General features: G+C 42.2%; 8 protein-coding genes. All 8 read right to left on the bottom strand.

Translation table 11 applies throughout. The features are described from left to right. Positions 1–72: 72 nt before the first annotated feature. The 8 genes from R2S10_RS21485 to R2S10_RS21450 all read right to left on the bottom strand — a co-directional run bounded on the left by R2S10_RS21485 (position 73) and on the right by R2S10_RS21450 (position 15,044). The gene (locus R2S10_RS21485; protein WP_316842475.1) at positions 73–1,254 is read right to left on the bottom strand and encodes an alginate lyase family protein; all 1,182 of its coding nucleotides are present in this window, start codon (positions 1,252–1,254) and stop codon (positions 73–75) included. After that, positions 1,251–3,404 (bottom strand): TIM-barrel domain-containing protein, encoded by a 2,154-nt coding sequence (locus tag R2S10_RS21480; protein ID WP_316842474.1) that lies wholly within the window; start codon positions 3,402–3,404, stop codon positions 1,251–1,253. Before R2S10_RS21480 ends, R2S10_RS21485 begins: the two co-directional genes overlap by 4 nt. Positions 3,405–3,418: 14 nt before the next feature. Then, positions 3,419–6,001, bottom strand: coding sequence for a glycoside hydrolase family 95 protein (locus R2S10_RS21475; protein ID WP_316842473.1), 2,583 nt, complete (start codon positions 5,999–6,001; stop codon positions 3,419–3,421). A gap of 5 nt (positions 6,002–6,006) precedes the next feature. Beyond that, positions 6,007–8,463: a glycoside hydrolase family 2 TIM barrel-domain containing protein gene (locus R2S10_RS21470; protein WP_316842472.1), complete on the bottom strand. Its 2,457-nt coding sequence runs from the start codon at positions 8,461–8,463 to the stop codon at positions 6,007–6,009. 5 nt (positions 8,464–8,468) lie between these two features. Continuing rightward, entirely contained in the window at positions 8,469–9,221 is a 753-nt protein-coding gene (locus R2S10_RS21465) for a hypothetical protein (RefSeq protein WP_316842471.1), read from the bottom strand. Between the two features lie 10 nt (positions 9,222–9,231). After that, the gene (locus R2S10_RS21460) at positions 9,232–10,779 is read right to left on the bottom strand and encodes a RagB/SusD family nutrient uptake outer membrane protein (RefSeq protein ID WP_316842470.1); all 1,548 of its coding nucleotides are present in this window, start codon (positions 10,777–10,779) and stop codon (positions 9,232–9,234) included. 10 nt (positions 10,780–10,789) lie between these two features. Beyond that, the gene (locus tag R2S10_RS21455) at positions 10,790–13,927 is read right to left on the bottom strand and encodes a TonB-dependent receptor (RefSeq protein WP_316842469.1); all 3,138 of its coding nucleotides are present in this window, start codon (positions 13,925–13,927) and stop codon (positions 10,790–10,792) included. A gap of 235 nt (positions 13,928–14,162) precedes the next feature. Then, complete coding sequence (locus R2S10_RS21450) at positions 14,163–15,044, bottom strand: AraC family transcriptional regulator (RefSeq protein WP_316842468.1); 882 nt, start codon at positions 15,042–15,044, stop codon at positions 14,163–14,165. Positions 15,045–15,278 lie beyond the last annotated feature (234 nt).

Here is a 15,278-nt window from a genome sequence, read left to right as displayed (position 1 = left end):
GTATCAATTTAAAAAGAGGTTTAAATTATAAAGCTTTCCTAAACATCATTTAACTTCTATAAATTCAATAGATCAGTTCAACCAAATCAGCGGATTTCTTACCGGTAAATTGCGAATCACCTCTTCCACTTTCGGGTCATGATCCAATTGTACCCAGGTCTTCATCCAGTCCAGTTGCTGAAAAGCATCTGCCCCAAATATTAAAAAAGGCTGTGCTACCGGCCAATTATTCCAATACATCACATCCGGTTTTAAAGGCCATTTACTTTTATCTTTTATAAATGGGTAAAAATATTCCAGTCCTTTTCTGATGGATCTCCCATCCGCTGTTTCGAAAGTCCAAAGGTTATCCTGAGCAGTAGAAAGAATCTGACAAAGTGTGCTCATCGCATCCAGGTTAAAAACAGAATACCCATAAGGCTTCGTGCGCGCCAACTCCCTCGTAAAACTGCCATCTGCAGCCATCTGATTCGGTAGCAATACCTTCTTATAACGGTCAGCACAAAATCTCAACAGTTCCTGATTACCTGTCAACTTCGCAAAAGAAGCCACCTGCATCGTAAAACAAGTACCATGGTTATTTTCCGCCTTCATCTCATCTTTACCATATGGATGGGTCATCAACCAGTTCAGGTATTCAGAAAACCAATCTTTTACTCCCTTTAATACTGCGGTATCCAGGGCATCAGACATTACCAATACCCCCTGAGCAACTTCCATCAACTGGATGGTATCGATGATCCCAATCCCGCGCCCGGTAAATCGACCTTTAATGGCTTGTGCAAACTTAAGATGAGGATTCATTAAGGTCCCCTCATTGATAAACCAGGCCTTCAAATGTAGCATTGCCTGTTTCGCATATTTTTCTTCTCCGGTTAAGCGATAAGCAGAAGCCAGCACACCAATAATTTCACTAAAACGAATCATCGCCAGGCGATGCGCAACAAAGTTCTCCGGGTTAGTCATTCCGTCCTTTTGTATATAAGGCCCCTCAGGATTTTTAGGATCCGGCCACCAATAGTCACCTTCAGAGAAAAAATCATGAATACCTCCAGCGCTTCTTACAGAGCTTTCTGCCGTCACCGTAACCGGCTTTTGTTGCATCGCCCATTTCGCCCGGGACATCACCTTTTTTCTCAAAGTCAGCTCCGCCTGCTGTTTTATTGTATCATTCAGCGGATTTCCACTGACAGACCGGGGAAGGCCTGCCAGTAGAAAAATTGCCGTAAAAACCATTAGGGTCAATCTTTTCATAATTGGGTTTTAGTAGTCATTGCTTTAAAACTGATTTTATTCAGTGTATTTGGTTTTCCCTTAACAGCAGCGCTGATAGAGGCTTTCAACTTCCCATCTTTAGCACGTTCCATTCGAATTTCCCTGAAGCTAAAAGCACCTTTTTCATAATCGAAACTCTCCCCATCATCATCATACAACTGATAAGTACCCGGTTTATCACCATAATACCTGATCTCCAGATCGATCTTATCTGTTGGTTTCGGCGCATGCATTAAAGCCGGACCCATCGGGATAATCCCTCCATTTTTCACATACACAGGAATCCGGTCTAAACCTGGTGTGATCGTAATCACAGTTCCATCACCTACAAAATCACCAGTATAGAAATCAAACCATTTTCCTTTTGGAAGGATCACTGTACGTGTGGTTTTTCCTGCAAACATAGGCGCTACCAATAAATACTCACCGGCCATATATTGATCCTTCACTTCTTTAGCCACCGCATCTACATATGGATTCTCTTCCAGATCCGTATTGGTAACATCTTTATCAATTCCTGAATTAAAGCCCGGCTCCAGATTCATCGCACGGAAAGGAGGAATTCCCTGAAAATGGTACTTCGCAAACTCACTATACCAGTAAGGCATCATCTGCATACGTAAGATGGCCATATCTTTTACTTGCTGTTCTACTTCAGGATAAGACCACGGTTTTGTCCCACTAGACCAGGCATTGATCATCGCCATGGGCGAGAATACCACCGATTGCATCCTGCGCAACCACTCTTCTCCTGTTTTGGAAGCCCTCACTTCCGGCGTCCACAATACACCTGCAAAACTGCTGTTGATTAAAGCCGTAATAAAATCTTCATGGTTGTAATAATCATTGTAAATCACATAAGGAAAGGATGTACCTCCGCCATTCGAGCCACGAACCAGCCCATAAGTACGCTGATTTCGCTTATAAAAAAGATCAGCACTATAACGTTGAGTCAGCAAACCGTAAGTCTGACGCATTTGCTCTGCACTTTTCCCGGAAGGAAAAGTAGTCACATCAGGCCATAAATAATGGTCATAACCATCCACCTCATCAAATTTATATCCGCTCACACCAATATCCACCTGGCTCTTTTTCAATTGACCAAACAATAGATTCTGTGCCTCGGGTATCGTAAGATCGGGGATAACCCCTAACCAAACCGTATGGTCGGCGGTGAAAGGTTTAATCTCCTTATAAATCGGAGACTCCGGCGCAACATAAGGATTGGTCCATAAGTTCAATCGGATTCCTTTTTTAAGCATAACGCTCACAAACCCTGCAGGATCAGGGAATCTACCCTTATCCCACTCAAAAGAACATGGGTAAGCTTTACTTTGCCAACCTGGTTCCAGACCAATAAAATCCAGAGGGAAACCTTTTTCGGCGAATGTTGCCGCTTCCTTTTCCACGTCCCCAGCACTAAAAAGTGTTTTCACACGCTGCGTAAAACCCAATCCCCAACGCGGAGGCAATGGGCCACCGCCATTAAATAAGTTGTAACGACTCACCGCATCTAATGGCGTCGGACCTGCAAAAACATAGAACTCTACCCCTTCTGCAGGAACAAGAAATTCTACCGCATCAGAATATGGACGGGAAGCCCAGTTTTTATCCGTATTGCGATCCCTGGCCACGGGAGCATTTTTACTGTCTCTCCGAACCCCTGTTCCCGCATAAACTTTCAGGTACCGGGCAGAATTAACGAAAACCCCATACCCAGCAGAAGACACATAAAACGGGGTAGGCGCATGCGTACGTCCATTGTCTTTGCTCCCAAAATGATCCACATGTAATTCCAGAATCTTTCCACGCTGATGAACCGTCTGGAAATTCAAACCGAAACCAAACAACTGTTCTTCCTTTTTCAAAGGAAAACTCAAATAAGTCTTTCCATCCCTCAACTGGGCAACCACTTCCTGTTGCAACATAGGGAATGTAGCCGAACCCAATTTATTCAGCCCCTCTAAGTATGGCTTCACTCCGGAAGCCGTTGATAAATTATAACTTTCAGGACGGCCAACCGTTCCTTTCCAAACCCCCGGAGCCACCAGCTCCCAGGCAATATTTTGCGCATTTAAACAAAGACAACTCAATAAAAATGCAACACAAATCACAAAGCTTTTAAACATAATTTTAAACTGTTTTATAGGGTGTATACTTTGTAAAGCTTATTTTTATCCGCCTTAAAATCAAAAACATACCCAGTATCAACCTCCAGTTTTTTCAACATTACCTCCGAACCCTTTATAAAAGCAGGCAAGTAAGGTTTTTGAGTTAATAAGTTGCTATTCTTCCCTGTTGCAGCCTTCAGCTCAACAGGAGTTCCAGGACCAGAACCCCTAAGATCAGAAACATCAAAAGCCACAATTCTCACCGGCTGTAAAGTCCTCAACCTACAATTCCCTCCGACTGCTGATTTGATCGTTGCCTCCTGTAGCTTTCCGTCTTTCCAATTCATTCCTATAACAAAATTCCCTCTGGCTTTAATCCCTTCAATACTCCCGGAAGACCAGGCATCTGGTAACGCTGGCAACAAGCTGATCATTCCATCCTGACTTTGCAGCAACATCTCTGTAATTCCGGCAGTAGCGCCAAAGTTCCCATCAATCTGAAAAGGAGGATGTGCATCAAATAGATTCGGATAGGTTCCACCACCACTCATCTGCGCTTTTGTTAAGGTCGGATCGATATAAGTAAAAGCGTCTTCCAGAATTTTATAAGCATGATTACCATCCTGCAACCTTGCCCACCAATTGATCTTCCAGGCCATAGACCAGCCAGTACTCACATCCCCTCTAAAAATTAAAGTTTGCTTTGCAGCACTTGCCAGCTCAGGAGTTTCAAAAACAGAAATCTGATTGCCAGGGAATAAGCTGAACAAATGAGAAATATGACGATGAGTATCTTTAGGATCATCCCAATCCTGAAACCATTCCTGCACCTGACCATATTGGCCAATATGAAAAGGATATAATTTTTCACGCGCAGTCATCAATTCCTTTCTGAAACCTGCATCTATATTTAATACCTCAGTGGTACGGATCAAGTCCGTAAACAACTCCCTGAGGATCGACATATCCATCGTTGAAGCTTTTGAAAGCTGGTATTCCTTGCCTTGAATTTTAACGGTATTTTCTGGTGAAGTTGAAGGGTTGGTCACCAGATAACCAGTTTTATCATCCTTAATCAACCATTGTAACATAAACTCTGCCGCACCTTTCATCAATGGATAAGCCGTTTTACTTAAGAATATTTTGTCGCCCGTAAACTGATAATGTTCAAACAAATGGGTACTGAACCAGGCCCCACTCATCGGCCATGCCGTCCACCTTGGTGCCCCTTTAGGATCCCAATCATAGCCTCCCGGAGGAGAAGTTTTTGCCCAAAGGTCTGAGTTATGATGCGCTACCCAACCCTTGTCTATATTGTAATTTACTTTAGCAGTCTGTGCCCCATTTACAGCCAACTCCTTCATGAAATCGAAAAGTGGCTGATGGCATTCTGAAAGGTTGGCATTTTCTGCCAGCCAGTAATTCATTTCCGTATTGATATTGGTGGTATAATTACTGCCCCATGGTGGTTGTACATGGTCATTCCAAATTCCCTGAAGATTGGATGGTCGAGATCCAGGACGGGAACAGGCAATCATTAAATACCGTCCAAACTGATAATACAAAGCCTGTAAACCCTGATCATTTTTAGTACTCGCATATTGCTTCAAACGTTGATCCGTAGTTTGCTTTTCAGCAACTGGATTCCCTTTCAACTCAAACTTCACACGGTTAAAAAGCTGCTGATAATCTTTTACATGCTGTGCTTTCAGCACCGTATAACTCTTCCCAAACACCGCATTCATATCTGCCAGTGCAGCTATAGAAGGATCTTTACCGGAAAGCCCAGGAGATTTGTCAAAACCATTAAAACTGGTGGCCTCCGTTAAATAAATCGTTACCGCATTCGCATTTTGAACAACCAATTGATCACCAACTGCCTTTAGCGTTCCTCCTTCGTTCTTAATCCGCATACGGATCTCAAAAGTCATCCCCTCTTTGTCATCATACTCCACCTGCTTCGGTTCGTAATCCCTATTGGCTACAAATTTTGGCGCCTTCCCTTTCAATACCAACTCTTTAGTCCCTACCGCAGCAGTCTTAAACCGTAGCTTACTGATCAGGCCGCTATTGAAACTGATCGAGCCCGGCTTACTAGCCGTAATACGAACCATCAATACCTTACCCGGGAAACTGGTAAACACCTCTCTTTTATAATCCACTCCATTAAGGGAATAATCCACTGTAGCAATAGCATTATCCAACTCAAGCGACCTATTATAACGCGTAGGAATGCTGTCTTTCTGATGAAACTGTAAATACAAATCTCCTAAAGGAAGATACCTGGCTGAGTAAGGCCCCTGCATTTTCCGCCAAAGCTGAGTCGCTTCCTCATATTTACCATCGTCAATTGCTTTACGAACTTGCGGCAATACAGTTGGACCTGCCACATTATTTCCCGGATCAGGATAACCAGACCAAAGCGTATTGTCGTTCAGGGGAATTCTTTCCCGGTTTACACGTCCATACACCATAGCACCGGTTTTTCCATTACCCAAAGGCAAAGCCTCTTCCCATACTTTAGCTGGGCGGTCATACCATAATTTTAAAGGCTGTTGTGCAACGGCATTTATACTAATGGACAGGGCTCCTAAAAAGACATACAGTTTCTTCATTTCAATTATTTTATTTCGACAAATGCAGATGGCAAGCCATCAGCTTTTACGCTCGCTACACTCTTTCCCTTATTCATTTGAATACTAATCTTTGCAGAACCATTACCCATTTGTACTTTCCTGGAACCACGGGCAGTACCCATATCCTCGATTAATGTTCCATCACCGGTAATCCCAAAGCTCACATAGTTTTGTGCATCCAGACACAGGACATTATTCTTGTCCAGCACTTTAACCTGAATGGTAGCAATGCCATCTTTTTCAGCTACCTTTTCTAAAACCAATTTTGCTGGTTTATCCCATTTTGCAGTTTGATACTCCTGAGTAATCTCATCAGTAAACACCTTTCCATCTTTCTTGCCTACTGCCTTGATCGTATTCTTACCTTCCTTAAATGTCAGCATCCACCTCAAGCCTGCAGCAGGAAAATCCTGACTATTTCTCTTTCTCTTACCCAAACTCTCGCCATTCAGAAAGAGTTCAACCTCATCCAGATTGGCATATACCTTCAGCATTTTCTGTTCTCCCGCATCTCCCCACCTTACCGGCCAGGAATGCCCGTAAATGTGGATCATTGGCGCAGTTGTCCAGTACGACTGGAACACATAGAACGCTTCTTTCTTAGTAAAATCACGTTCAACCACCCCCTTTTGGTTCATATAAGGAACCGGGTTATCCGGACGAACCGGGGTCGAAAAATCTTTAAAAGGCCAGTAAGCCGCACCACTTAACCAGGGCATAGTTTCCTGTTCCTTCAAATGCCAATCGATCAGGTTCACAATATAACTCTCACTCCAATCGCCATCCTTAGAAACGCGGGCACTGCCACCAAATAAGGAAGCATCACCTGCACGCTCATCCGCACCTTTACCTTTTGTCACCAAACTCAAAGCATTATCCGGACTTTCCGAATGACGCCCTGCATGGCTATCTCCTCCCCACTCTACATGGAGAAAATTGTCTACTTTATCAAATTCCTGCTTAGATACTTCTTTATATTCTGTGTAAATTCCACGGTACCAACCTGCCCAAATCGAGGGCGAATACACGTCTACGATATCCCTACAGAAATCACACCTTCTGATCGCTGTTTTTCTGGAAGGATCTAACACATGAGAAAGGTCATTCAACTCTTTCATAAATTCTCTGATCTTATGCTGATCAAATTCCGAGAAATCTCCCGGCCAATCATTTTCATTTCCCAGTCCCCAGATGATAATCGAAGGATGGTTGTAATGCTGCTCTACCATATTGCGAAGCATAGTACGCGCCTGGTTCTTATAACTTTCGCCACCCAAACCACCACGACACCATGGAATCTCTTCCCATACCAGAATCCCAAGACTATCGCATAAATCCAATACAATTCTGGATTGCTGATAATGACCCAGACGGATAAAATTAACACCCATACTTTTCATCAACACCATTTCCTCGCGAATCTGATCCTCTGTCATCGCTGCCGCTACACCCGCATGGTCTTCATGACGATGCGTACCCCTCAATAAAAGCCTTTTGCCATTCAGCATAAAAGGTCCTTTTTTAACGAACTCAAAATTTCTAAACCCTATTTTCTCCGAATGAACCGAAGAAACACCCTTAGCAATAATACTCATCTCTACCGTATACAGGTTTGGATTTTCAGTAGACCAAAGTTTAGGGCTTTTTATAGTAGTTTCCCAAAGGTCTTTTTTGCCATAAAAGGCTTTCCATTCCTTATTAAAACTAGCAACCAATTTCCCCTGAGGGTCTTTTACCTGGAATTTCACCATAAGGGTATCTACCCCATCAGGATTCAATAAGCGAGCGCTAATCTTCAATGTGCCTACAGCACCTTTCGCATCCACACTAGCCGTAGCAAAAAGCTTTTCGGCAGATACCTGTGGCACATAGCGAAGGTTCAAGTAACGGTATAAACCGCCATACACATTGAAATCTGAAAGATCCGAAGGGATCATTTCAAGATCCCGGGAGTTATCCGAACGGATTTCCACCGGGATCTTTCCTTTAAACTGTTTTTCAAATAAAGGATTTTTACGGAATGCTGCAACCGCATCGGTAATGTCAGCAGTCCATTCATCGTAACCGCCCGTATGTTCGGCTACTAAAACATCATAGATATAAACTTTAGTTTTCTGCCCTGCCCCTTCAAAATGAAGGAGTGTCCGCCCATTTTTATATGGATTATTGATGCTCAGCTGCGTCCGGTACCAACCCGGTCCCTGGTAATAATTTACGTCTGGAGTTACGGCATCTTTCGCATTGAAACAATGCGGAAGAACTACCTGTTCCCATACCGGAACACTCTCTGGGTTTCCGGCTTTCACCGGTCTGATGGCTTCATAAATACCACCAAGATCACCCTTCAAAAATTCCCAGTTCTGGGTTAATCGTTGACTTTGCTGTGCAAATACATTATTAAATAGGATCGTGCAAAAAATGGCTAAAGTAAGTCTTCTCATAAAATTTATTCTGGTCGGAAAGGATAAACTGTGGCGCCATATACATGAACAATGGCATTTGTGGTTACATAACCACCGGATCTGTTTTTCGTTAATCTATTAATCACCAATGGCGCAAGATCATCGTTGTTCAGAATGGTCAGGCCCATCTTCCCCTCCTGATCGAATCCTTTCCCTCCATTCATAAAGCCCAACAAAGAAGTTTTAGTTGCCAATGTTCCCGGAGGCAACATAGTTTGGGCATCTATCGGGGTTAAACGAACATTATTAAAATTATAATTCCCCTGTAACATCAGGTACAGGAAATAATTCCTCACATCCGCCTTCGAATAGTCTTGCCATTTTGTGGCCGGGCGACTGGTTGCAATCGTTTCTGTGCCTGGCACCAAGGTTACAACAGGAAAATCTACCCACATCCCACCGGTTACCTTTTTAGCTTTGGCATCCCAGGCCCTGATGGCATCATTGTGTAAAAACATAAAGGTCATCCCTGGCTTGTCATACATCGCAAGATCGATCTCTGCATATTCTAAACCTTTTCTCATCAACTTAAAAACAGTATCACTCAGGTTAGTCGTGCTTTCATAAGAACGGGTTTCTAAAAACTGCCTGGCCGACATCTGAATATTAGGATCCAGGGTTTGAGGGTTATAATCGTATTTCTTTTGCAGTTCCATACCGAACATGTTGCAACCAGCAGCCAGTGGCAAAAGCAATATAAAGGCGTACCTTTTCAGTATAATATTGAGCTTATTCATATCCTATCTTTTAATCCGTGTAACCAGGGTTTTGGGTTAATTTGTAATTAGAGTTCAGTACATTTCTATGAATTGGCCAATATGCCTTGAACTCAGGATTCAGGAAGCCCGGCGTCTCCACATTCCCTGCAGCCGTTTGTCTTCTTTTAAGAATTGGATCCATCACCTGCTTCACATGATTGGTACGTACCAGGTCAAACCATCGTTTTCCTTCTCCAAAAAGCTCCAATTGTCTTTCATTGAGGATCGCATTTTCCATCGCAATTTGAGTAGAAACCAATGGATCTCCTGCCAAATACTCAGGCACTACGGCACGCTTGCGTACATAGTTCAGGTATTTTAAGGCATTTGGCAAATCTCCACTACCGTTCAGTGCTTCCGCATACAAGAGGTAAATATCTGCCAAGCGGTACATCGTCAGGTAAACAGGTAAGGTTTGGTTTGTGGCTGGCCATGGATCTGTAGCAGTTGCATTGGCCGAAGTTGGATACCATTTAATAAAACGATCCCTATTTGGTTTATTCTGCCCATAGAATACATCTGCCGTTTGTCTGGGTCTGATATCTGTTGATCTTGTGCCGATCGATACTTGCGGCTGGAACCAGGTATTCCAAATACCCTCATCAATAGAAATCTGTTTGTTATTAGAAGTCCAGGAAGTCTGCATACAGGCGCAACCATTTTTCAGGTAATCCCAATGAATGCTCCATATAGACTCCATACTGCTTGCAGGGGCAGTAAACACAGTTTTCCAGCTTGCAGAAGGTTGTAAATTCGCCTCAGTAGCTCCTGTATAAACTGCACCAGTAGGACCTTTTGCTGCAAATAAAAGCTTAATCCATTTGATCGCATTCGTATAATCCTTCTTCCACATATAAACATCAGCCATAGTCGCGCAAATAGCAGCTTCACCAAGGTTAAAAACTACAGATTTATCACCCTTTTTCACTAAGGCATAAGCTTTCTCCAAATCCGCAATGATCACTTCATTGATCACTCTATCTTTTGGTATCCTTTGCTCTTCCGAAGGTTGATCCAAACTTTCATAGGGTTCTAATCTAACCGGGGCATCTCCCCAAACCCTAACCAGGTAAAAATAACTCATGGCACGCATCGCATAAGTCTGAGAAAGATAACTGTCTACCATTGCCTTAGTCAACAAAGGATCCAGACTTGCCGCCTGTGGAATATATTTAATGTTATTATTGGCCCTACCGATCACTGCATACAAACCGCTCCAATCCGAAAATTGGTTGGTAGGGGTTAAACTATTCAATGCAATCTCATCTACATAATCTTTGGTATAAGTAATAAACCTATCAAAGTTATCAGAGCGATATTCTCCCCAATACATATATTTTTCTGTGTACTGGTCCTTGCCCACCATCTCCTGCTGAAATCCAGAATACATCCCTGCAATTGCAGCTTCCACATCATATCTGTTTTTATAAAAATCCGTAATAGGCACCTGATTGAAAGGTCGTTCATCTAAAAACTTTTTACAACCACCCAGTAACAGCGCTGCGCCCAATGCAGACATCGCGATTATTTTTTTCATCATCATCTTATTAGAAATTAACATTGATACCAAAACCAAACTCTCTTCTTCTTGGATATTTACCCACATCATCACCCGGAGTTAATGGATTACTCGTACTAAACTCTGGATCATAACCGCGGTAATTGGTCCATGTTAATAGGTTAGTCCCATATACATAAGTCGTGATTCTTCTCAGGTGAATTACCTTCGACCATTTCTCATCTAATTGATACGACAAGCGTGCGCTTGATAACCTGAAAAAAGAAGCATCTTCTATATAAAGACTGTTCTGATTGGTTTTCAAATTCCCACGGTTGTTTTTCTCGATGTAATAAGGATACTTAGCCACATCCCCAGGTTTTCTCCAGGAGTTGTAAACGATATCAGGAGAACCCGCACCAGTATTAGAAGGATTGTTCTGACTTTGCAATAAGGTATTATACACCTCTCCGCCAAAAGAACCATTGAAAGTAAAGGATAAAGAGAAAGCTTTGTAACGCAGATTATTGGTCAGGCCAAGATAAAAATCAGGAGTGGCATTCCCCAGAATCTGGCGGTCTTCATCATCAATTACCCCATCTTCCTTAACCTCTTCCCATTCTGCATCACCACCTTTTAATTTCCCATCTGGTGCTTTTTTACTCAACACATTACCGGTGTAGAGCTGTCCATCTTTAGTATATACGGCTTTACCATTCTCGATTTTAGGTGCCCCATTTTCCAAAACGACGGTAAGTTTCTTCCAGTTTTCATCATAGGCATTCGACTCATTCCACTGGTATACACCTAGATTTCTCCAGCCATAGAAATTACCAATTTTACCCCCCTCTTCTACATACCATTTATTCCCTACAAATAGAGGGATGCCTCCTGCCAGTTTCTTAATTTTTCCACGCTCGAAAGTAAGGTTCCCCATCACATTCCATTCAAAATTCTTCGACGCGATTGGTGTTCCATTTACCACAAATTCCAAACCTTTAGACTGAATCGTTCCTAAATTCACTTGTACCGTATTATATCCCGTTTCCTTTGCCAGTTCTCTTGGATACAATAGGTTGGTGGTTTCCTTTACATAATAATCTGCAGTAAATCCTAGCCTTCCTTTAAAGAAACTCAGGTCCATACCAATGTTGTTCTGTGTAGTAGTTTCCCATTTGATATAAGGGTTTCCAAAGTTTGAAATCGGCACAGCTGCACCAATCCCATTATAATTACCTGAAAATCCGTATTTCGTATAGGACTCGTAATCACCAATTTTATCATTTCCTAGCTGACCGAAACTATAGCGCAGCTTCGCATCTTCCAGGTAAGGTTTAGCAAAGTTCATGAATTTCTCATCTGAGAAACGCCATGCCGCAGATGCAGAGAAGAAATTACCCCAACGATTTTCCGGTCCGAATCTTGAAGATCCGTCTCTACGGTAAGTTCCCTGTAAAATGTATCGTCCTTTATAATTGTAACCCAAACGACTAAAAATAGAAGCAGTAGAGTTTGCCGTTCCATCGGTATAACTTTTTGAAGCATTCAAATAATCCGGAAGCGTTACAAAGATCTCCTCGTTCACACTGTTTAAATACTCGGTATGTACCCGATCAAATTTCCTACGGTCTGCACTGAAACCCAGTAAACCAGAAAAATTATGGTTGGTCAGCACCGTTCTGTTATAATTCAGGTAAGCCTGATATTCCCAGCGAAATGTTTTAGTCATCTCATTCCTTCCCGAATTCTGATCCTTATTGGCAGAAAGTAATCGTGGTGAGAAATACATGTTCTGAGCATTGTCGAATGTTGCATTGAACAAGGTGGTAAACCTCAGATCTTTGGTAAAGGAATAGTCAATCTGGTTATTCAGCTGTGCAGAATACACTTCATCTTCATCCCGCTCGTATAAAGCCTGAGCAATAGGATTCCTTTTTGACGCAATATAACTCGTTAAAGTACCGTCAGGATAATACAATAAGGAATAAGCAGGTCGGTCAATTACCACCCTTACCGTATTGCCCACTGGAATTGCATTTCCTTTCGACCATACAAATGACATATTGTTCGAATATTTGAACTTCGGAGAAACCTGGTAACCAATGTTAATCCTCGACTGTAAGCGCTTGGCCCAACTGTTCATGATGATCGATTTATCATCCAGATAGTTTAAACTGGTATAATAATTCAATCCTTTATTAGCACCACTGATTCCTAGTTTAATCTCTTTCTTCTGTGCCAGGTTCCCTAAAAGAATTTCCTGTAAATCATTATCTGCATTGAAACTTGGATTCAACGAATCTGTAGCATTTGTTCTACCTTGAATGGTTCTGAATGCGCGTACTTCCGCCGAGTTACTGATCGGAATGCTATGTGCTAAACGTCCAAATACATGGTTATAAGTCAGGTCTATAGAAGGTTTTCCTTCCTGCCCTCTTTTAGTGGTAATCAAAATCACCCCATTTGCAGCTCGTGAACCGTAAATAGAAGCAGAAGCTGCATCTTTTAATACCTCGATGCCGGCCATATCAGCAGGGTTAATGTTTGCCCCATTCGGATCAATCACGCCATCTACAATATATAAAGGCCCGTTTCCACCATTCAAAGTAGAAGTACCACGAATCTGAATGGAACCCGTTGCCCCTGGAGCGCCACCACCATCATTCACAATTAAAACCCCTGCTGCCTGGCCTTGCAAAGCATCAAAAAGGTTAATTGGCTGTCGTTCTTTAATGGCTTTTTCATTTACAGAAGAACTGGCCCCCGTCAGATCTTTCTTTTTAGCAATCCCACCGTAACCAGTTACCACTACCTCTTCCAGGTCTGAAAAATCTTCTTTCAGACTGATGTTCATGGTTGTTTTACTGCCTACTGTTACTTCTTGCGACAAATAACCGATATAACTAAATACCAGCACTGTACTTTCACTAGGTACGTTCAGACTGTATGCCCCGTCTCCATTTGTAGAAGTACCGATGGTAGTCCCTTTGGCTTTCACCCCTACACCCGGAAGTGGCACACCCTTATCATCCTTCACTACGCCTTTCACGTTAATTACTTTCTGTGCAAATGCAGAAGGGGAAAACAATATCCCTATGGCTAGTAAAACAATTATGCCAACCTTCCTGATCGTGTACACTTTCCATTTGTCAGACAAATAGAGGTTCATAGTATAAATTTCCTTCATACTTCAGTTTTAAAAATGAGTAAATATTTTAATTGATCTTCAGCTTATTAATCCGGGAATCCGGTCATCATGCTGATCAGGAGGTAGCAGCCATATATCCCCAATGGCTCTTTGTGGTGGTCATTTTCATTGTTGGTTCGTTTAAGTTTTATATTTGGTTAAGCTAAGGGACGCATTATTTTTCAGGAATCAGTCGGTCGGTTTGGCGTAGTTGTCAACAGAATTGGCTCCAGATTTAGTTCATATATTCGGTTACAAATTCCCGCTGATAACAGAGTGGACTTTTCCCGGTTACTTTCTTAAAACACTTATGGAAACTGGCAAAATTATTAAAGCCACTATTGTAGCAGATTTGTTTGAGGTTGAGGTGCGCTTCAATTAATAACTTACAGGCCTGCCCTACTTTAATCTCCGTCAGGAACTGAGAATAGGTTTTTCTGGTGCGCGATTTAAAATAACGGCAAAAAGAATTAGGACTGATTTTGGCCACATCAGCAATCTCTTCCAGACAGATCTTATTCCTGAAATTGGCATAAGTATATTCGTAGATATCACTGATTCGGTCTTTCTCTACCTGCTCCAGGTCGTATTGAAATCCTACAGATGCCAAAGTTTCCAGCTCCACACATTTGGAAATTTCCAGTAAAGCCTGCATCAACAGGATGATCCTTTCCGTTCCCTCCGCTTCCAGCATTCTACCCAGCAATATCGCGACTTGCGCTTTATTCTTTCCAGTGATTTTAACGCCTCTTCTGGATTTCTCCATTACATCTTTGAGTGCCTTATTTTCCGGTAGGTTCAAAAAGAAATCTCCCCAAAGATCTTCGCTAAAATGAGCCACTTTTACGTCGGCTGTTCCACTCTTTGAACCGCCTTCAAAATAGGCATCTTCAAATCTCCAGTAATGTGGCAGGTGTGCGCCAACAAGAACAATATCTCCGGAATTAAACGATTGAATATTATCACCGATAAACTGAGTGCCTTTACCTTCATTAAAGTAAATCAATTCCAGCTCCTGGTGGTAATGCCATTTGTTATTCACAAAGGGTTCGACATCCTGTCTGACACTAAATGATTGAGCAGGAGCCATCGATACTTTTAGTAATTGTGCTTTCATAATCAATAGTTATTTAGTTGAAATCCAAGAAATGTTAACCCTAAAATCAAGAGACCTGAGTAGCAATGGCAACAGTGGCTTTGAAGAATCCTGAAAAACATCCCAATAGGCGGAAAATACAGGACAAGAAATCATAGAATGCTCGTTCATTAGATCAATTGGTCTTACAGATAAATTATACTTGGTTTTGCTAATGTAGTGTGACTACTATTCTCTGAGGGGGGAAATTCTTAA

Origin of the sequence: Pedobacter gandavensis, from assembly GCF_032678745.1 — a bacterium.
Lineage (GTDB): Bacteria > Bacteroidota > Bacteroidia > Sphingobacteriales > Sphingobacteriaceae > Pedobacter > Pedobacter gandavensis_C.
The sequence above is the reverse complement of the archived record's forward strand: the minus strand, read 5'-3'. Positions and strand labels throughout refer to the sequence as shown.